Raw genomic sequence first — 20,049 nt, forward strand, 5'->3', positions numbered from 1 at the left:
CCTCCAGGGGGCGCCGCTGCGGACCGGCAAAGCCGGCTCCGCGCGGCCCCGATTGTGGGGCAGCATCTTATGGTGTCGATCATGGAGCACATTTCACGACGCCGCTGGGGCGCGCTATGCGCGTGGCGGCTTGCCAGCGGGCGCGGCGTACATGTAGTCGCGTCGCCATGGGTAGGCGAGGTCCGCCGGGAGGTCCAGTTCGTCGCTGCGGCCGGTGGCGGGGTGCTGGGCCAGGATCTGGTGCAGCGCGATCCAGCCGTGTTCGAAGGCCATGGCGCAGCCCGCGAGGTAGAGCCGGTAGGCGCGCAGCGAGCGAGCGCCCTGCTCGCCGCCCAGGATGCGCGCGGCCTCGGGCAAGCGGGCTTCCAGCGCGTCGCTCCAGGCCCACAGCGTGCGCGCATAGTGCGGCCGCAAGTTCTCCACGTCCAGGTCTTCCAGGCCGCCGTTGGTCAAGGACTGCATCACCGCGCTGACATGCGTCAGCTCGCCGCCGGGGAAGATGTACTTTTCGATGAACTCGCCCATGCCGTTGCCCAGCTCGGCGTTGTAGACGCCGGCGGCGGTGATGCCGTGGTTCATGATCAGCCCACCCGGCTTGAGCAGCCGGCGCAGCTTGGCGAAATAGCCGTCCAGCTGCGCCCGCCCGACGTGTTCGAACATGCCGACCGAAGCGATCTTGTCATAGGGCGTGGATTCATCGAGCCCGCGGTAATCCAGCAGTTCCATGCGCACGCGCCCGGCCAGCCCCCTGGCCTCGATCAGCCGGCTGACATGCGCATGCTGGTTGCGCGACAGCGTGATGCCGGTGGCATCCACACCGTAATGCTCGGCGGCCCACAGCAGCAAGCCGCCCCAGCCCGCGCCCACGTCCAGGAAGCGCTCGCCGCCCGACAGCCGCAGCTTGCGGCAGATGAGGTCCAGCTTGGCCTCCTGGGCCTGGGCCAGCGCCATGTCCGGCTCGCGGAAATAGGCGCAGGAATAGACCCGGCGCGGGTCCAGCCACAACGCGTAGAAATCGTCGGACAAGTCATAGTGGAACTCGATCTGGCGGGCATCGCGCTCGACGGAATGGCGCCACACCGACATGACCTTGCGCACCAGATCGGTCAGCCAGCCGCCGCGCGCGGCCTCCACCGGCGAGCCCGGCAGCATCGCGGAAGCGGCCGCCATCACGTCGCGCATGCCGCCCTCGATATCGATGCGGCCTTCCACATAGTCCTGCCCCAGCACGCCCACCGCGCCCTCGGCCAGGTGCGCGAGCGCGGTCTTGTCGCGCGCGGCGAAGCGGACCTGCGGCTCGGCCGCCCCCAGCACCGCGCCGTCCGGCAGCACCAGCTGCACGCGCACGGGCAGGTCCCGCAGCTTGTTTTCCACGACCGACAACAAGGGATTCATAGCCTCTCCTCTTCAAGACAAGACGAAACCCTCCCCCGAGCGCTACGCGACCCACTGTATCGGAAAACGCGCAGCAACTTCCTGTAAGGCAGCGCGTGATACATTTGCCGGCTTGGCGCAAGACACTCAACAGTCGGCAACCGCGCCCTCATGTCCCGCGACTGTTGCTCTCTCTATATCTTCATGTCCCCTATGCTTCCCTCCCGCGGCCTGCCTGGCTGGCTCATCCTCATGGGCGCGCTGACGGCGATCGGCCCCTTCGCCATCGACATGTACCTGCCGGCGTTCCCGACCATCGCGGCCAATCTGGGCGTGCCGCGCGGCGACGTGGAGCGCACGCTGGCGTCCTACCTGATCGGGCTGGCGCTGGCGCAGGTGTTCTACGGCCCGATGGCCGACCGCTATGGCCGCAAGCCGCCGCTGCTGGTGGGCCTGGCGCTGTTCATGCTGGGTTCGCTGGGCTGTGCGCTGGCCGGCTCGGCGCAGGCCCTGACCGGCTGGCGCGTGCTGCAGGCCATGGGCGGGGCGGCCGGCATCGTGATCCCGCGCGCCGTCATCCGCGACCACTACGAAACCCAGGAAGCGGCGCGTGCCATGTCGCTGCTGATGCTGATCATGGGACTGGCGCCGATCCTGGCTCCGCTGGCCGGCGGGCAATTGCTGACGATCGCCAGCTGGCGCAGCCTGTTCTGGGTGATGGTGGCCGGCGGCGCCATGCTGATGACCGCCGTGATCCTGATCATGAAGGAATCGCTGGCGCCCGAGCGCGTGGTGCCGCTGCGCTGGCAGACCATCCTGCACAATTACCGCGCCCTGTTCGCCCATCGTGGCTTCATGGCACACAGCCTGGCCGGCGGCTTTGGCCAGGCCGGCATGTTCGCGTACATCATCGGCTCGCCGCGCGTGTTCATCGAACTCTACGGCGTGCCGCCGCAGTATTTCGGCCTGCTGTTCGGCGCCAACGCGCTGTCGCTGATCGTGTGCTCGCAGGTCAGCGCGCGCCTGCTGCGCACCCATCCGCCGCGCCTGTTGCAGCGCCGCGCGCTGACCGCGCTGGCCTGCGCCAGCCTGGCCGCCGTGGCGTTGACCCTGGCCGGCTGGATGAGCCTGCCGCTGCTGATGCTCTGCCTGATCGGCTACATGGGCAGCCAGGGTTTCGTGAATCCCAACTCGGCGGCGCTGGCGCTGTCCGAGCAGGGCAAGCGGCTGGGCGCCGCCTCGGCCTTGTTGGGGACGGTTCAACTGTCCTGCGGCGCGCTGGCCGGATTCGCCGTCAGCGCCTGGCAGACCGGCAGCGCCCTGCCCCTGACGACCACGCTGGCGACCTGCGCCTGCCTGTCCTGGCTATCGGGCCGCGTGGCGCAATCGCACACTCGATAGCGCTTTCGCTTGATTTACTTGGCTTTTTCGTATTAGAATCGCAGTCTTCACATGAAGTTTCCCGTGCAGGACTACTATGCTTTGTAGTTCGGCACTCTGACCCCCAACCGCGCAGAGCGGGTTTTTCTTGGCTCAGAGTCCTTCGAAAAGGCCTTTGGTTGATGAAAACTCCGGCGGATCCGGCAGGTCTGGCGAAGTCCCTGGCACCAGCGTCCCTGGCACCAGTCTTGACAAGCCGGCATGCAGAATCAGCCAGCGGGCGGCAGGCAGCGGGTATAAGCACTGGGCGGATACGCTTGGGCGCCGTTGAAAAGCGGCACTGAACGCGTAGCCCCCTCATCCACTAAGACTGGGTGGCCGGCATGAACGGCGCAAGGCTGGAACATCCAGCAGATGCGCAGGTTCCACAGCCCGGCGGCTGACACCCTGTCCACCTCCCGGCGATGCGCGCAAGAACGACATAAAGAGGTGCATCCATGGCACGCGTATGCCAAGTGACCGGCAAAGGCCCGATGGTGGGCAACAATGTTTCGCACGCGAACAACAAGACCAAGCGTCGCTTCCTGCCCAACCTGCAATCGCGCCGGTTCTGGGTTGAAAGCGAAAACCGCTGGGTCCGCCTGCGTGTTTCGGCCAAGGCCATCCGCACGATCGACAAGAACGGCATCGACGCCGTGCTGGCCGACATGCGTGCCCGCGGCGAACTGGCCTAATCGGCCTCCCGCCAATCTGACATACTAGGAGCACGACATGGCCAAAGGTATCCGCGAAAAGATCAAGCTCGAGTCGACCGCCGGCACGGGTCATTTCTACACGACCACCAAGAACAAGCGCAACATGCCCGAGAAGATGCTGATCAAGAAGTTTGATCCCGTCGCTCGCAAGCACGTTGACTACAAGGAAACCAAGCTGAAGTAATTCAGCCTGTTTTCCCGAAAAGAGCCCCGCCCGCGCGGGGCTTTTTTTCGCCCCGGGGAACGCGGCATGTCGCCCCGCGCGCGCCAGCGGATGCCTCGTAGCGGCATTTGCTTTGCCTAGGCGCCGGCCCCATGTTTCAATTGGGCCGCCAGCGGCGGGCGACAGGCGCCCGCCGTCCGCCTGAATCCCTCACGCTCCCGACTCCCGCCATGCTCCGTCCCTGCCTTTCCCTGCTGCGCCGCGCGCTCGCGCCCACGCTCCTGGCCCTGGCGCTGACCCCGGCCGCCCAGGCCAAGGACAAGGAACCGCCGATCCGCATCGGCGAGATCAACAGCTACAAGGCCATCCCCGCCTTCCTCGGGCCGTACAAGAAAGGCTGGCAGTTGGCGGTGGAGCAGGTCAACGCCGAAGGCGGCGTGCTCGGCCGCAAGCTGGAAGTGATCTCGCGCGACGACAACGGCAACCCCGGCGATTCGGTGCGCGCCGCGCAGGAGCTGCTGGCGCGCGAGAAGGTCGAGCTGCTGTTCGGCGGCTTCCTGTCCAACACCGGGCTGGCGCTGACCGACTTCGCCAAGCAGCAGCAGGTGTTCTTCCTGGCCGCCGAGCCGCTGACGGACAAGATCACCTGGCAGGAAGGCAACCGCTACACCTACCGGTTGCGGCCCTCCACCTGGATGCACGTGGCCGCGCTGGCGCCCAAGGCGCTGGCCCTGCGCAAGAAGCGCTGGGCCATCGTCTACCCCAACTATGAATACGGCCAATCGGCGGTGGCGACCTTCAAGGCCATGATGAAGTCGTTCCAGTCGGACGTGGAGTTCGTCGCCGAGCAGGCCGTGCCGCTGGGCAAGGTCGACGCCGGCGCCGTGGTCCAGGCCCTGGCCGACGCCAAGCCGGACGCGATCTTCAACGTGCTGTTCGCCGCCGACCTGACGCGCTTCGTGCGCGAAGGCAACACGCGCGGCCTGTTCGAGAACATGCCGGTGGTGTCGGTGCTGTCCGGCGAACCCGAATACCTGGAGCCGCTGGGCGCCGACGCGCCCACGGGATGGATCGTCACCGGCTACCCCTGGTATGCCATCGACACGCCCGCGAACAAGAGCTTCGTCGAGGCCTACCGCAAGCGCTACAACGAAACGCCCAAGGTCGGCTCGGTGGTGGGCTACGCCTCGCTCATGTCCATCGCCCAGGGCCTGAAGGCCGCCGGCGAGGTCGACACCGAGAAGCTCGTCGACGCCTTCGCCGGCCTGAAGGTCGATACCCCCTACGGCCAGATCCAGTACCGCAAGATCGACCATCAATCCACCATGGGCGTGTACGTGGGCGTGACCGCGGTCGAGGACGGCAAGGGCATCATGAAGGACTTCGCCTACATGGACGGCGCCCGCCTGCAGCCGCCCGACGAGCAAGTGCGCAAGATGCGTCCGGCCCAGTGATGAGCGGTTCCGGGCTGCTGTTGCAGCTGCTCAACGGCCTGGCGGACGCCAGCGCGCTGTTCCTGGTGGCCGCGGGCCTGTCGCTGATCTTCGGCGTCACGCGCGTGGTCAACTTCGCGCACGGCTCGTTCTACATGCTGGGCATCTACCTGGCCTGGACCTTCACCCGCTATTTTGGCGGCGGCGCCGGCTACTGGGCCGGCCTGCTGCTGGCGGCGCTGGCCACCGGCCTCATCGGCGCGGCCGCCGAGCGCCTGGTGCTCAGCCGCCTGTACGGCGCGCCCGAGCTGTTCCAGCTGCTGGCCACCTTCGCGCTGCTGCTCATCATCGGCGACGCCACGCTGGCCCTGTGGGGCCCGGAGGACCTGTTCTCCGCCCGCGCCCCCGGCCTCTCCGGCGCCGTCGAGATCCTGGGCCGCCGCTACCCGCAATACGACCTGCTGCTCATCGCCGCCGGCCCGATCGTGCTGGGCCTGCTGTGGCTGCTGCTGATGCGCACGCGCTGGGGTCGGCTGCTGCGCGCCGCCGCCGAGAACCGCGGCATGCTGGCCGCGCTGGGCGTGAACCAGGCGTGGCTGTTCACATCGGCCTTCACGCTGGGCGCCTTCCTGGCGGGCCTGGGCGGCGCGCTGGCCGCGCCGCGCACGCCGGCCACGCTGGGGCTGGACCTGGAAGTCATCGCCAGCGCCTTCGTGGTGGTGGTCGTGGGCGGCCTGGGCTCGATTCCCGGCGCCTTCCTGGCCGCGCTGCTGATCAGCCTGGCCAAGTCCCTGTTCGTGTTCCTGGGCCAGGTGCAGATCGGCCCCTGGATCTTCAATCTGTCCAAGCTCACGCTGCTGGCCGAATTCGCGGTCATGGCCGTGGTGCTGGTGGCGCGGCCCTGGGGCCTCATGGGCCAGCCGCCCGCGCCAGCCGGCCACGCGGCCAGGCCAGAACGCCCGATCGCCCCCGCCGGCAAGCGCCTGCGGCTGGCGTATGGCGCGCTGCTGGCGCTGTTGATCGCGGCGCCGCTGCTGGGCCAGCAATGGCCGTACCTGGCCATCCTGCTGACCGAAATCCTGATCGCCGCGCTGTTCGCCGCCAGCCTGCATTTCCTGACCGGGCTGGCCGGCATGACCAGCTTCGGCCACGCCGCCTGGTTCGGCCTGGGCGCCTACGGCGCGGCGCTGCTGCTCAAGCTTGGCGCGCTGCCGATGGAGGCCGCGCTGCTGCTGGGGCCGCTGGCAGCGGCGCTGGGCGCGCTGGTGTTCGGCTGGTTCTGCGTGCGCCTGTCTGGCGTCTACCTGGCCATGCTGACGCTGGCCGTGGCGCAGATCCTGTGGGCCGCCGCCTTCCAGTGGGACGACGTCACCGGCGGCAGCAACGGACTCACCGGCCTGTGGCCCGCCGCCTGGCTGAGCAGCGGTCCCGGCTACTACTACCTGACGCTGGCGCTGTGCGCGCTGGGCGTCTGGTGGCTGCGACGGCTCGCGTTCGCGCCGCTGGGCTATGCGCTGCGCGGCGCGCGCGACTCGGTCCTGCGCGCCGAGGCGCTGGGCATGGACGCGCGCCGCGTGCAATGGGCGGGATTCGTGGCCGCCTCGCTGGCCGCCGGCATGGCCGGTTCGCTGTACGCCTTTTCCAAGGGCAGCATCGCGCCCGACGCGATGGCCGTGGGCCGCTCGGTCGACGGGCTGGTCATGGTGCTGCTCGGCGGCCTGCAGTCGCTGGCCGGTCCGCTGGCCGGCGCGGCGGCCTATACCTGGCTGCAGGACGCGGCCGCGCGCAGCACCGAGTACTGGCACGCGCTGCTGGGGCTGGCCATCCTGGCCCTGGTCATGGCGTTTCCCGATGGTCTCGCCGGCGCGGCGGCGCGCTGGACCCGCCGGCTGTCGCTTCGGAGCGCCGCGAAATGAGCGCCCCCGCCCTGCTCCAGGTCCGCGACCTGCGCAAGTCCTTCGGCGGCATCGACGCGCTGGCCGGCGTCTCATTCACGCTCCAGGCCGGACAGATGCTGGCCCTGATCGGGCCGAACGGCGCCGGCAAATCGACCTGCTTCAACGCGCTGGGCGGGCAGGTTCGTCCCGACGCGGGTTCGGTGCGCCTGGATGGCCGCGAACTGGTCGGCCTGTCCGCCGCGCGCATCTGCCGGCTGGGCGTGGGCCGCACGTTCCAGACCGCCGCCGTGTTCCGCTCCATGACCGTATTGGAAAACGTGCAGACCGCGCTGCTATCGCGCGACCGCCTGGTCTTCAATCCCTGGCGCCGGGCCGGCCGCCACGCGGTGGACGAAGCGATGGCGCTGCTGGAACAGACGCAGATGGCCGGCAAGGCCGCGCAGGCCTGCGGCGAGCTGGCCTATGGCGACGTCAAGCGCGTGGAGCTGGCCATGGCGCTGGCGCACCGCCCGCGCCTCTTGCTGATGGACGAACCCACGGCGGGCATGGCCACCAATGAGCGCCACGCGCTGATGCGGCTGACGCGGCAACTGGTCGACACGCGCGGCATCGCGGTGCTGTTCACCGAACACAGCCTGGACGTGGTCTTCAAGCACGCCGACCGCATCGCCGTGCTGGTGCGCGGCAGCCTGCTGGCGGAAGGCGAACCGACCGCGATTGCCGCGGATCCTCGGGTCCAGGCGGCCTACCTGGGCACGGAAGCGCCCGCCGCGTGATCAGCCCGCACAGTCCTCGGTCGGGTCCCGGCTGGGCGGGCAGCGCTCTTGCTGAGCCCTGTTCCTCAGCCCTGTTCCAGCCTCACTCTCCAACGCCCTTTTGCGGCTCCCGCTTCCGCCCGCCCCCAATCCGGCACGCGCGTCCTCTTCAGCCGCCCGCTTGCGGGCTGTCCGGCTGGCACTCCCAGAAGATCCGGGCCTGACAGCCCGCGCACACCGCGCGGTCCAGCCTGGCGTAGATCGCGTGCAGCGCGGTCGCCTTGTCGGGAAAGATGTGGTCTTCGCCCAGCCGTTGCAGGAATCCGGTGCGCCGCCACATCGCCAGCACCTCGGGCCGGGGCCGGTGGAAATACAGGTCGCCGCCCATCGCGCGCCGCGCCGCCAGCTCGTCTTCCCAGACCTCGGCGCCGGCAAGGTCGATGAAATTCATGCTCTTGGCCATGACCAGCAGATGCCGCGGCGCGTCCGGCGCGGCGCGCAGTTCGTGCAGCCGCTGCGCCACGTGCGCGGCCGCGCCGAAATACACCGAGCCCTCCATGCGCAGCAGCTTGAGCTGCGGGCATTCGGGCAGGGCCTCGGGCTGCGGCGGCTGCGCCATCACGACGAAGCGGCGGTCCAGCCCGCGCCCGTCGAAGCCCATGATGCGCATGGCGGGCCGCGACGTGCGGTGCAGATAGGCCATCAGCGACAGCACCGTGCCCAGCAGGATCGCCACTTCCATCCGTATCGTCACGGTGGCCGCCATGGTCGCCGCCGCGATCGCCGCCTCGCCGCGCTGCGTGGCCAGCAGGCGCCGCCAGCGCGGCGCGTCCAGCAGCGTCCAGGCCACCAGCAACAACAGGCCCGCGATGGCGGCATGCGGGATCAATGCCAGCAGCGGCGCCGACAGGGCCACCAGCGCCACCAGCAGCAAGGCGGAGAACACCGCCGCCAGCGGCGTCCTGGCGCCGGCCTCGAAGTTGGGCACGGAGCGGTTCAGCGAGCCGCAGGACAGATAGCACGAGAAGAAGCCGCCAACGATGTTGGACAGGCCCTGCCCCATGAATTCGCGGTTCGCGTCGATGCGCTGGCCCGAGCGCGCCGCCACGGCCTTGGCGATGGAAATGGACTGCGCCAGCGCCACGATGGTCAGCGCGAAGGCCAGGCTGAGCAGGTCGGGCAGCGCGCGCCAGCCCACGCTGGGCACATGGAACGGCGGCCAGGGCTGGGCGATGGCGCCCAGCACCGGCACGTCGGCGCCGCCCCACGCATTCCAGGCCGCCGCCGCCAGCGTGCCGGCGGCCAGGCCGGCCAGCATATAGGGTTTGCGCTTGTCCAGCCTGCGCAGCAGCAGCGCCGCGCCCAGCGTCGCCAGCGTCACGATGATGGAGCCGGCCTGCGCCTGGCCGGCATGCGAGGCCAGGTTGAGCAGCAGCGAGCCGGCGCCATGCGCATCGGCGGCGGGCAGTCCGAGCGCGTCCTTCAGCGCGTGAACGGCGATCAGCACCGCCGCGCCGCTGGTGAAGCCGAACAGCGCCGACGGCGAAATGAAATGCGCCAGCGAGCCCAGCCGCAGCGCGCCCACCAGCCACTGCATCAGGCCGACCAGCACGGTCACGGCCAACGCCAGCTGGATGTAGGCGGGACTGCCGGCCGCGGCCAGCGGCGCCAGCACGGCGAACAGCGCCAGCGAATTGGCGTTGGTCGGCCCCGACATCACGTGGCGGCTGGACCCGGCCAGGGCCGCCACCGCACAGGGAATGATGGCCGAGTACAGGCCGTATTCCGGCGGCAGGCCCGCCAGCGTGGCGAAGGCCACGCCCTGCGGCAGCACCAGCAGCGCCCCCAGCAGCCCGGCCGCCAGATCGGCGCGCAGCGTGGCCGGACCGACATCCGCCACCCAATCGCCAAACAGCCGGCCCAGCCAGGCTCGCCCTTGAAACGCCATGCTTCCCCCGGTCTTTCTTGTCTTGCGGCCTGCCGGCAGGCGCCGGCGGCCCGCGCCCAAAAGGCGCTAGCGCAGGAACTTGCGCTCCAGTTCGCGCATGGCGGCATCGCCCTGCAGCGCCATGATATCGCCTACGGTCGGCAACATGGCATTCACTTCGTGAACGCCGCCGTCGCGCCGGATGCGGGCGAACACGTCGCGCATGGCGCCCACGGCCGCGCGGATGGCATGGTTGCCATAGATCACCAGCCCGACCTTGCCCAGCGCCTGGATATCGCGCTCGCGCAGCTGCGGATAGGCGGTGGGCACCAGCACCAGCGGCGCGCGGCCCTGCCAGGCGGCGACGAAAGCCAGCACCTCGTCCGGCGCGGTCTGCTTGGAATGAATCAGGATGGCGTCGGCGCCCGCTTCTTCATACGCCGCCGCGCGCGCCAACGCCTCGGCCTGCCCCAGCCCGGCGATCAGCGCCTCGCAGCGGGCGATGACACAGAAGTCCGGATCTCGCCGCGCGGCCAGCGCGGCCTCGATCTTGCCCTGGAATTCAGGCACGCGCGCCAGTTCCTGGCGGCCGCCAGCGCGCAGGCTGGTGTCCTTGGGGAAGGTCTTGTCTTCCATCACCACCGCCGACACGCCCGCTGCCTCGTACTGCGGCAGCATGTAGGCGACGTTGATGGCGTTGCCGAAACCCGTGTCGATATCGGCGATCACCGGCGCCGGCGTGGCGGCGGCCATGGCCCGCATCATGTCCAGGTGCTGCACCGGCGACAGGATGCTCGCGTCCGGCACCGCGTGGCTGGCCGACAGTTCGAAGCCGCTGCCCCAGACCGCGTCGAAGCCGGCCTCGGCGGCCAGCAGGGCCGACAGCGGGTTGTGCGCCGACATGGCGTGAGCCAGCACGGGGTCGGTCAGCAGGCGGCGGAAACGGGCGTTGCGGCTGGGAACGGGATCGGTCATGGCGCGGATGGCCTCCGTGATCCGGCGCGGTGCGCGCCGGCTGTCCCGCATCGTAGCGCCTGGCGCCCGGCGGCGCAGCGGCTCAGGCGGCGCCGCCGCCTCGGCGCGCGCGCATGGCCCGGCCGATATCGGCCAGCACATCGTCGGCGATGAGCCGCGCCGCCAGCGGCAGCAGCTCGTCTTCCTCGCGACGGATATGGTCGGCATAGGCCCCGGCGAACTCCCGCGCCTGCGCGGGCGTCAGGCTGGCGGGCCTGCCCGCCGCGATCTCGGCCAGCGCGCCGCGCAGCGGCTCCCACAGCGCGGCCAGCCGGCGGTGGTCGGCCTTCAGTCCCTGCACCAACGCATGCAGGCAGACCGCGTCGGAACCGGCCATGGCCTCGATCAGCGCGGGGAACAGGTCTTCTTCCTCGTCCTCGTGGTGATGGACGGCGGCCGTCTCGAAATAGCGCAGCAGGCTGGCCGCCGCGCTCTGCGCGCTGGCGTCGCTGCCATGCCCGGGCAGATGCCCGGCCAGCCGGCTCAGCGTGGCGCACTGGCGCGCGATGCGGCCATGACAGGCCGACAGCAGGGCCAGGGGCTGGTCGGGCCCGGGCGCGGGCGCCGGCCCGCCGGGAAAACTCACGGCCATGGCGATCTCACAATCATGCGGGCCTCCTTTGCTCAGCCCGTGGTTTCACGCCACCACAGGCGGATCGAATCCCAGGCGCGGCCGGCGAATCCGGCCTGCTCGACGGGCTCCAGCGCCAGCACCGGGAACTGCCGCGCCGCCTTGCCGTCCACCATGACGCGCAATTCGCCGACTTCCGCCTGCGCCGCGATCGGCGCGACCAGCGGCTCGCGCGGCGCCCACACCGGTTCGACCTTGGCGCCGGCCGGCACGGTCACATACAGGTCGCGCGCGAAGCCGGCCTTCAGGTTGTCGGCCTGGCCTTTCCAGACTTCGGGCGTGGCCACGGGCTGGCCCTTGGCGTAGAGCTTGACGGTATTGAACCCCTGGAAACCCCATTCCAGCAACTCGCGGCTTTCCTTGGTGCGCTGCTTTTCCGATTCCACGCCCACCACCACCGTGATCAGGCGGCGCTGGTCGGCGCCGTTGGGCCGGCGCGCCGTGGCCACCAGGCAGTAGCCGGCGGCATCGGTATGGCCGGTCTTCAGGCCATCCACGCTGGGATCCAGCCACAGCAGGCGATTGCGGTTGGACTGGGTGATGTTGTTGTAGGTGAACTGCTTGGCCGAATCGTAGGTCCGGTACAGCTCGGGGTAATCGCGGATGAAGCGCGTGGCCAGCACCGACAGATCGCTGACGGTGGAGTACGTGGCCGGATCGGACAGGCCGTGCGGGCTGGCGAAATGCGTGCCGTGCAGGCCCAGCGCGACGGCGGTCTGGTTCATGCGCTCGACGAAGGCTTCCACGCTGCCGGACACCGCTTCGGCCAGCGCGACGGCGGCGTCATTGCCCGACTGCACCATCAGCCCGCGCAGCAGATTGTCCACCGTGACCAGCGAGCCGGGTTCCAGGAACATCTTCGAGCTGCCCGCCGGCACCTTCCAGGCCCGCGTGGATACGCGCACCTTCTGCTCCGGCTTCAGCGTGCCGTCCTGCAACGCGCCGAACACGATATAGGCCGTCATGATCTTGGTCAGCGAGGCCGGCTCGATGCGCGCGGTGGCGGCGTGCGATGCGATCACCTGCCCGCTGGTTTCGTCCAGCAGCAGCCAGGCCTTGGCCGACAGCTCGGGCGCCGGCAGCGCCTGCGCCCAGGCGCCGGACGCGAAGGCGGCGGCGGCCAGCGTGGCGGCCGCAAACTTTTGCAGACCCCTGCCGCTGCGCTGGAAAAGGCTTGAAAGACGCCCCCGCCCGGCCTGCGGGTTCACGTCCCGATCATGCCGCGGGGGAACATACTTATTCATCGACAACATAGACTGCTCTGCTTCCTTGCATGCTTGCGTGAGTGCCCGCGCAACGCGCGGCGCAGGCATTTGAACATGCTCGCGCCGCTTGGTTCAGTGCGCCGCGTCCCATCATTCACGATGCTTGCGACGCCGGAAAAATGTCACGACATCTTGCAAGACCCCTTGTTTTAAGAGGTTTGCTGCGTGGAAAACAACAAAGATTGATCGAAACCCCTTCGGAAAGCCGCATAAACAGCGACTCTTCCGCTATCATCGGGCGCGTGGCGTTCGTTGCCGATACCCGGCTCGCGCTGCTCTAGTCCTCAACATACGGATTTTGACCATGGCCACGAAAGCTAAAGCTCCTGCCAAGAAAGTCACCAAGCCCGCCGCCAAGGCGCCCGCGAAGAAGGCTACCGCCGCCAAGCCCGCTGTGAAGCCCGCAGCGAAGAAGGTCGTCGCCGCCAAGAAGGTCGCTGCCGCCCCCAAGGCCATCAAGGCCGCCCTGAACAAGACCCAGCTCATCGCCTATCTGGTCGAGCAGTCGGGCGTTGAAGCCAAGTCGGTCAAGGCCGTCCTGGCCAGCCTGGAAACCTCGGTGCTGGGTTCGGTGGACAAGAAGGGCGCCGGCGAATTCACGCTGCCCGGCCTGTTCAAGGTCTCCGTGCAGAAGGTTCCCGCCAAGGCCAAGCGCTTCGGCAAGGATCCGTTCACCGGCGAAGAGCGCTGGTTCCCCGCCAAGCCGGCTTCGGTGAAGGTGAAGGTTCGCCCGCTCAAGAAGCTGAAGGACGCCGCGCAGTAATTTCCGCGCAGTATCCGGTCAAGCCGGGAAAGGCCCGCCTCGCAAGAGGCGGGCCTTTCTCTTTTGTGCGCGGCGCGCTTTTGCATGAAGCCCGCCGGCTTGTTAGAATTTATCTTTATATAAAGATACTTTACTTCAAGATAAATCGGGCGCATCATCCATCGCCCGCCGAACCGCGGCCCAGCCCGGCGCGAACCGCCATCCCGACTGGCCGCGAGGAGCCTCGTCCACCATGCCGCAAACCGATTTCGTTGATCTCGTGCTGTCCCAATGGACCGCCGAATGCCCCGGCCAGGACTTCTCGTCCATGGCGGTGATCACCCGTCTGTTCCGGCTCAATGCCTTCGCCACGCGCAACGTCAACTGCGGCTTCCGCCAGCATCAGCTGAACCAGGGCGAATTCGACGTGCTGGCCACGCTGTACCGCTGCGGCCCGCCCCATGCGATGAATCCGCAGAAGCTGGTGGCCGCCCTGTTGCTGACCTCGGGCGCCATGACCAACCGGCTCGACCGCCTGGAACAGGCCGGCCTGCTGGCCCGCAGCCCCAATCCCGAAGACCGGCGCGGCACCATCGTGTCGCTCACGGCCGAAGGCCTGCGCACGATCCGCGCCGTGCTCAAGGACTACCTGAAGAACCTCGAACAGCTGCTCGAGCCGCTGGGCGCGGCCGAACGCCGCCAGCTCGCCGGCCTGCTGAAGAAACTGCTGATCAACCACGACCTGGAAGCGCCCGGCGGCGTGGACGCCTGAGCGCCGCCGCCCGCGACCGATCCGATTTTTCCCCTGCCGCACTCCGTCATGACCTCCCCTGCTTCGCACACGCCGCCGCTGACCGCGCCGATGATCCTGCTGATGTCCCTGGCCACCGGCCTGACCGTCGCCAGCAACTATTACGCCCAGCCGCTGCTGCACACCATCGGCGAGCAGTTCTCGCTGTCCAACGCCGCCGCCGGCGGCATCGTCACGACCGCCCAGCTGAGCTATGCCGCCGGGCTGATGCTGCTGGTGCCCCTGGGCGACATGTACGAGCGGCGCGGCCTGATCGTGCTGATGACGCTGCTGTCCTCGGCCAGCCTGCTGGTTTCGGCCTTCGCGCCCAACATCACGGTGCTGATGCTGGGCACGGCGCTGACCGGCATGCTGTCGGTGGTCGCGCAGATCCTGGTGCCCTTCGCCGCCACGCTGGCCCTGCCGCACGAGCGCGGCAAGGCGGTGGGCACGGTCATGAGCGGCCTGCTGCTGGGCATCCTGCTGGCGCGGACCTTCGCCGGCGTGCTGGCCGACCTGGGCAGCTGGCGCACCGTGTACTGGGTGGCGTCCCTGCTGATGCTGGCCATGTCCGCCGTGCTGTGGCGCGTGCTGCCGCGCCACCAGAGCCAGGCGGGACTGAGTTATCCGCGCCTGCTGGGCTCGATCCTGCGCATGTTCGTCGAGGAGCCGCTGTTCCGGGCCCGCTCGATCCTGGGCGCCCTGCTGTTCGCCGCGTTCAGCATGCTATGGACGCCGCTGACCTTCCTGCTGTCCAGCCCGCCCTATTCCTACAACACCACCACGATCGGCCTGTTCGGCCTGGCCGGCGCGGCCGGCGCCTTCGCCGCCAACCGCTTCGGCCGGCTGGCCGACCGCGGGCTGGCCAACCTGGCGACCCGCGTCGGGCTGCTCCTCTTGCTGGGCTCCTGGGGCCTGATGGCCTTCGGCCAGGCATCGGTGCTGGCGCTGCTGGCCGGCATCCTGCTGCAGGACCTGGCCATCCAGGGCGTGCACGTCACCAATACCAGCTGCATCTATCCGCTGCGGCCGGAAGCCCGCAGCCGCCTGACGGCCGGCTACATGACCAGCTATTTCATTGGCGGCGCGTCCGGCTCGCTGGTATCGTCCTGGCTCTATTCGCATTTCGGCTGGACCGGCGTGGTGGCCGCCGGGGCGGCGCTGGGCGTGATCACGCTGGCCTACGGGACCCTGTCCCCCAGCGCGCGCGTGCCTGAAACCGCCCCGTCCCCTATCCGCGCCTAGCACCTCCTATAATCAGGGGTTTTGACCGCCACCGAACCGGGCCGCGCCAGCGCCGCCAGGGCGGGGCGGCCTTCCCTTTTTCGCCAACGCGCACGAGCTCATGCAGGAACGTTACCTTCCCACTACCGTCGAAGCGGCCGCCCAGCAAGACTGGCAGGCCCGCGACGCCTATCTGGTCCACGAACACGCGAAGAACGCCGACGGCTCCGAAAAGCCCAAGTTCTACGCCTGCTCCATGCTGCCCTACCCCAGCGGCAAGCTGCACATGGGTCACGTGCGCAACTACACCATCAACGACATGATGGCGCGCCAGCTGCGCATGCGCGGCTACAACGTGCTGATGCCCATGGGCTGGGACGCCTTCGGCATGCCGGCCGAGAACGCCGCCATCAAGTCCAAGGTGCCGCCGGCCAAGTGGACCTACGACAACATCGCCTATATGAAGAAGCAGATGAAGGCGATGGGTCTGGCGATCGACTGGTCGCGCGAGATGTGCGCCTGCGATCCGCAATACTACAAATGGAACCAGTGGCTGTTCCTGAAGATGCTCGAAAAGGGCGTGGCCTACCGCAAGACCCAGATCGTCAACTGGGACCCGGTGGACCAGACCGTGCTGGCCAACGAACAGGTCATCGACGGCCGCGGCTGGCGTTCCGGCGCGCCCGTTGAAAAGCGCGAGATCCCGGGCTACTACCTGCGCATCACCGACTACGCCGACGAACTGCTGGGCGCGGTGCAGAACGACCTGCCCGGCTGGCCCGAGCGCGTGCGCCTGATGCAGGAAAACTGGATCGGCAAGTCCGAGGGCCTGCGCTTCGCCTTCCCGCACAAGATCGCCGGCGCCGACGGCCAGCTGATCCAGGACGGCAAGCTGTACGTCTTCACTACCCGCGCCGACACCATCATGGGCGTCACCTTCTGCGCGGTCGCCCCCGAACACCCCCTGGCCACGCACGCCGCTGCCGCCAACCCGCAGCTGGCCGCCTTCATCGAGCAATGCAAGCTCGGCGGCACGACCGAGGCCGAAATGGCCACGCGCGAAAAGGAAGGCATGCCCACCGGCCTGTACGTCACGCACCCGGTCACGGGCGCCGAGGTCGAGGTCTGGGTCGGCAACTACGTGCTCATGACCTACGGCGACGGCGCCGTGATGGGCGTGCCGGCGCATGACGAGCGCGACTTCGCCTTCGCCCGCAAGTACCAGCTGCCGATCCGCCAGGTCGTGGCCGTGGCCGGCAAGGAATACTCCGACCAGGCCTGGCAGGAATGGTACGGCGACAAGCAGTCCGGCCTGACGATCAATTCCGGCAAGTACGACAGCCTGTCGCACAAGGACGCCGTGGACGCCATCGCCGCCGACCTGGGCGCGCAAGGCCTGGGCGAGAAGCAGACCACCTGGCGCCTGCGCGACTGGGGCATCTCGCGCCAGCGCTACTGGGGCACGCCGATCCCCATCATCCACTGCCCGGATTGCGGTCCGGTGCCGGTCCCCGAGAAGGACCTGCCGGTGGTGCTGCCCGACGACCTGATCCCCGACGGCAGCGGCAACCCGCTGGCCAAGAACGAGGCCTTCCTGTCCTGCGCCTGCCCCAGCTGCGGCAAGCCGGCGCGCCGTGAAACCGACACCATGGACACCTTCGTGGACTCGTCCTGGTACTTCATGCGCTATACCTCGTCGGGCAACGACCAGGCCATGGTTGACGGACGCAACGACTACTGGATGCCGATGGACCAGTACATCGGCGGGATCGAGCACGCGGTGCTGCACCTGCTGTACGCCCGGTTCTGGACCAAGGTCATGCGCGACATGGGCATGCTCAATTTCGACGAGCCCTTCACCAAGCTGCTGTGCCAGGGCATGGTGCTGAACCACATCTACTCGCGCAAGACCGCCCAGGGCGGCATCGAGTATTTCTGGCCCGAGGAAGTCGAAAACGTCTATGACGCGCGCGGCGCCATCACCGGCGCCAAGCTCAAGTCCGACGGTTCCGACATCACCTACGGCGGCGTGGGCACCATGTCCAAGTCGAAGAACAACGGCGTCGACCCGCAATCGCTGATCGATACGCTGGGCGCCGACACCGCGCGCCTGTTCGTCATGTTCGCCAGCCCGCCCGAGCAGACGCTGGAGTGGTCGGATTCGGGCGTGGAAGGCTCGAACCGCTTCCTGCGCCGCCTGTGGTCCATCAGCTACGCGCAGCGCGAAGCCGTGGCGCGCGGCCTGGCCCAGGGCGCCGACTGGACCGGCGCGCCGGCCCCGGTCAAGGATCTGCGCCGCGAGGTCTACGGCCTGCTCAAGCAAGCCGACTACGACTACCAGCGCATCCAGTACAACACCGTGGTGTCGGCCTGCATGAAGATGCTGAACGCCATCGACGACGCCAAGCTGCCGGAAGGCCCGCACGCCGACGCCGCCCGCGCCGAGACGCTGGGCGTCCTGCTGCGCGTGCTGTATCCGGTGGTGCCGCACGTCACCTGGCATCTGTGGCAGGACCTGGGCTACGCCAAGGAGCTGGGCGACCTGCTCGACGCCCCCTGGCCGCACGTGGACGAAGCCGCCCTGATCGCCGACGAGGTCGAGCTGATGCTGCAGGTCAACGGCAAGCTGCGCGGTTCGATCCGCGTCGCCGCGCAGGCGGCCCGCGAGGACATCGAGAAGCTCGCGGCCGAACAGGAAGAGGTCGCCCGCTTTCTGGAAGGCCGCCCGCCCAAGCGCGTCATCGTGGTTCCGGGCAAACTGGTCAACGTCGTAGGCTGATGAGGTCAAGCATGCACTTCGCCGGGCAACACTCGCACTCCCCCCGCCAATCCTGGCTGCTGCGCGGCGCCTGCCTGGCGCTGTTCATGCTGCTCTCCGCCTGCGGCTTCGCGCTGCGCGGCGTCACGCCGATGCCGTTCAACACGCTGTATGTCGGCATTGCCGACAACACGCAGTTCGGCGCTGACGTGCGCCGTTCGCTGCGCGCGGCTTCGCCCAATACGAAGATCGTCAACAGTCCGAAGGAAGCGCAGGCCATCCTGCAGCAGGTCAACGACGCACGCACGCTGCGCGAAGTCTCGCTCAACGCCCAGGGCCGCGTCGAATCGTATGAACTCGGCATCAACTTCACCTTCCGCCTGATCGATGCCAAGGGCAATGCGCTGATCCCGGACACCACGCTGTCGATCTACCGCGAAATGCCGTATGACGACCAGATCGTGCAGGCCAAGCAAGGCCAGATCGAGACGCTGTACAAGGCCATGCAACGCGACCTGGTGTCGCGCCTGCTGCGCCGCATGACCGCGCCCGACGTGCGCAAGGCGTTCGAGAATCCCGGCAAGAGCGAGGATGGCGTGGACACGCCGGTGTACGACCCTAACGCGGCCCAGCCGGTCAACACGCCCGCCCCCTGGCAGACGCCGTCCACCACCGACGCGCCGCTGTCGCGCTAGGCGTCCATGGCACAACCCCTGGACGCGGATCGCCTGGCGGAACACCTGCAACGGGCCGGCAACCGGCTCGCGCCGATGTACACGGTGTCCGGCGACGAACCGCTGCTGGTCACCGAGGCCGTGGACGCGCTGCGCGCCTCGGCGCGCGGCGCCGGCTACACCGAGCGGCTGTCCATGGTGATGGACGCCCGCAGCGACTGGAGTTCGGTGCTGGCGGCCACGCAAAGCGTGTCGCTGTTCGGCGACCGCCGCATCCTGGAAATCAAGATCCCCACCGGCAAGCCCGGCAAGCCGGGCGCCGACACGCTGGCCCGCCTGGCCGAGCAGGCCGAGGGCCAGGCCGATGCCGACACGCTGGTGCTGATTTCCCTGCCCCGGCTGGACAAGGCCACGCGCGAAAGCCGCTGGGTCCAGGCGCTGGCCCGGGGCGGCATGATGGTGGACATCGCCAGCATCGAGCGCGGACGGCTGCCCGCCTGGGTGGGCATGCGGCTGGCGCGCCAGAACCAGCGCGCCGACAACGCCACCCTGCAATGGATGGCCGACAAGGTCGAGGGCAACCTGCTGGCCGCCCACCAGGAAATCCAGAAGCTGGGCCTGCTCTATCCCGAGGGCCAGCTGGCCGCCGAGGACGTGGAGCGCGCCGTGCTGAACGTGGCCCGCTACGATGTCTTCGGCCTGCGCGATGCCATGCTGGCCGGCGATATTTCCCGCACCATCCGCATGATCGACGGCCTGCGCGCCGAGGGCGAGGCGCTGCCCCTGGTGCTGTGGGCGGTGGGCGAGGAAATCCGCCTGCTCGCGCGCATCGCCGAGGCCCGCGCGCTGGGCCAGGACGCCAATGGCCTGATGCGCCGGCTGCGCATCTTCGGCGCCCACGAGCGCCTGGCGCTGCAGGCGCTGTCGCGCGTGCAGCCCGCGGTCTGGCCGGCCGCCGTGCAGCACGCGCATGAGGTCGACCGGCTCATCAAGGGCCTGTCCGTGCCGGGACGCCTGTCCGATCCCTGGGAAGAAATGACGCGGCTCGCGCTGCGCGTGGCCGCCGCCGGCGCCCGACCGTGAAGGCGGCGCCGCCGCCTGCCCCATCCCTGCCCCCGCTTTCGCCCGGCCCCTGCCGGCTACCCTAACGCCATCCCCCGGCCGCGCCCGCCCCGCCCCCTTTCATGATCGACCCCGCCCTGTCCTCGTCCCCCATCCAACAAGCCCCGCTCCCCCCGCGCCAGAACGCCCGCCGCGCCTCCCCCG

17 protein-coding genes are annotated in these 20,049 nt (G+C 68.9%); 12 read left to right on the top strand and 5 right to left on the bottom strand.

Translation table 11 applies throughout. The features are described 5' to 3' along the window. Positions 1–114: 114 nt before the first annotated feature. The gene (locus tag KDH83_RS20110) at positions 115–1,395 is read right to left on the bottom strand and encodes a class I SAM-dependent methyltransferase (RefSeq protein ID WP_212319140.1); all 1,281 of its coding nucleotides are present in this window, start codon (positions 1,393–1,395) and stop codon (positions 115–117) included. Between the two features lie 231 nt (positions 1,396–1,626). Here KDH83_RS20110 and KDH83_RS20115 point away from each other — a divergent pair, with 231 nt between their 5' ends. The 6 genes from KDH83_RS20115 to KDH83_RS20140 all read left to right on the top strand — a co-directional run bounded on the left by KDH83_RS20115 (position 1,627) and on the right by KDH83_RS20140 (position 7,779). Beyond that, positions 1,627–2,775: a Bcr/CflA family multidrug efflux MFS transporter gene (locus KDH83_RS20115; protein WP_212319163.1), complete on the top strand. Its 1,149-nt coding sequence runs from the start codon at positions 1,627–1,629 to the stop codon at positions 2,773–2,775. Between the two features lie 476 nt (positions 2,776–3,251). After that, positions 3,252–3,488: a 50S ribosomal protein L28 gene (gene rpmB, locus KDH83_RS20120; protein ID WP_006390601.1), complete on the top strand. Its 237-nt coding sequence runs from the start codon at positions 3,252–3,254 to the stop codon at positions 3,486–3,488. Between the two features lie 37 nt (positions 3,489–3,525). Beyond that, entirely contained in the window at positions 3,526–3,693 is a 168-nt protein-coding gene (gene rpmG, locus KDH83_RS20125; protein ID WP_003810296.1) for a 50S ribosomal protein L33, read from the top strand. 209 nt (positions 3,694–3,902) lie between these two features. Then, a complete protein-coding gene (locus KDH83_RS20130) occupies positions 3,903–5,126 on the top strand; it encodes an ABC transporter substrate-binding protein (protein ID WP_212319142.1) in 1,224 nt (407 codons plus the stop codon). Then, positions 5,126–7,021 (top strand): ABC transporter permease, encoded by a 1,896-nt coding sequence (locus KDH83_RS20135; RefSeq protein ID WP_212319144.1) that lies wholly within the window; start codon positions 5,126–5,128, stop codon positions 7,019–7,021. Before KDH83_RS20130 ends, KDH83_RS20135 begins: the two co-directional genes overlap by 1 nt. Next, complete coding sequence (locus KDH83_RS20140) at positions 7,018–7,779, top strand: ABC transporter ATP-binding protein (RefSeq protein ID WP_212319146.1); 762 nt, start codon at positions 7,018–7,020, stop codon at positions 7,777–7,779. Before KDH83_RS20135 ends, KDH83_RS20140 begins: the two co-directional genes overlap by 4 nt. 148 nt (positions 7,780–7,927) lie before the next feature. Here the strand turns inward: KDH83_RS20140 and KDH83_RS20145 are convergent, their stop codons facing one another. From KDH83_RS20145 to KDH83_RS20160, 4 genes are all read right to left on the bottom strand, one after another. Then, entirely contained in the window at positions 7,928–9,706 is a 1,779-nt protein-coding gene (locus KDH83_RS20145; protein WP_212319148.1) for a SulP family inorganic anion transporter, read from the bottom strand. A 66-nt stretch (positions 9,707–9,772) separates the two neighbouring features. After that, entirely contained in the window at positions 9,773–10,660 is an 888-nt protein-coding gene (locus KDH83_RS20150) for a phosphonopyruvate hydrolase (protein ID WP_212319150.1), read from the bottom strand. Between the two features lie 82 nt (positions 10,661–10,742). Further along, a complete protein-coding gene (locus KDH83_RS20155) occupies positions 10,743–11,291 on the bottom strand; it encodes a hemerythrin domain-containing protein (protein ID WP_212319152.1) in 549 nt (182 codons plus the stop codon). Between the two features lie 32 nt (positions 11,292–11,323). Beyond that, the gene (locus KDH83_RS20160; RefSeq protein WP_249205236.1) at positions 11,324–12,478 is read right to left on the bottom strand and encodes a D-alanyl-D-alanine carboxypeptidase family protein; all 1,155 of its coding nucleotides are present in this window, start codon (positions 12,476–12,478) and stop codon (positions 11,324–11,326) included. A 421-nt stretch (positions 12,479–12,899) separates the two neighbouring features. Between KDH83_RS20160 and KDH83_RS20165 the strand changes: the two genes are divergently transcribed. The 6 genes from KDH83_RS20165 (at position 12,900) to holA (ending at position 19,866) form a co-directional block, all read left to right on the top strand. Further along, positions 12,900–13,358 carry an HU family DNA-binding protein gene (locus tag KDH83_RS20165; protein ID WP_103273655.1) on the top strand — a complete coding sequence of 153 codons (459 nt, stop codon included), beginning with the start codon at positions 12,900–12,902 and terminating at the stop codon, positions 13,356–13,358. Between the two features lie 232 nt (positions 13,359–13,590). Then, complete coding sequence (locus KDH83_RS20170) at positions 13,591–14,109, top strand: MarR family transcriptional regulator (RefSeq protein ID WP_249205234.1); 519 nt, start codon at positions 13,591–13,593, stop codon at positions 14,107–14,109. Between the two features lie 48 nt (positions 14,110–14,157). Further along, positions 14,158–15,372 carry an MFS transporter gene (locus tag KDH83_RS20175; protein ID WP_212319154.1) on the top strand — a complete coding sequence of 405 codons (1,215 nt, stop codon included), beginning with the start codon at positions 14,158–14,160 and terminating at the stop codon, positions 15,370–15,372. A gap of 100 nt (positions 15,373–15,472) precedes the next feature. Next, positions 15,473–18,130 (top strand): leucine--tRNA ligase, encoded by a 2,658-nt coding sequence (gene leuS / locus KDH83_RS20180; protein ID WP_212319156.1) that lies wholly within the window; start codon positions 15,473–15,475, stop codon positions 18,128–18,130. Between the two features lie 11 nt (positions 18,131–18,141). Further along, positions 18,142–18,804, top strand: coding sequence for an LPS assembly lipoprotein LptE (lptE, locus tag KDH83_RS20185; protein ID WP_212319159.1), 663 nt, complete (start codon positions 18,142–18,144; stop codon positions 18,802–18,804). 6 nt (positions 18,805–18,810) lie between these two features. Continuing rightward, on the top strand, positions 18,811–19,866 hold the full coding sequence (gene holA / locus KDH83_RS20190) for a DNA polymerase III subunit delta (RefSeq protein ID WP_212319161.1): 1,056 nt from the start codon (positions 18,811–18,813) through the stop codon (positions 19,864–19,866). Positions 19,867–20,049: the final 183 nt, after the last annotated feature.

Source organism: Achromobacter sp. Marseille-Q0513, assembly GCF_018195695.1.
Taxonomy (GTDB): Bacteria; Pseudomonadota; Gammaproteobacteria; order Burkholderiales; family Burkholderiaceae_B; genus Achromobacter.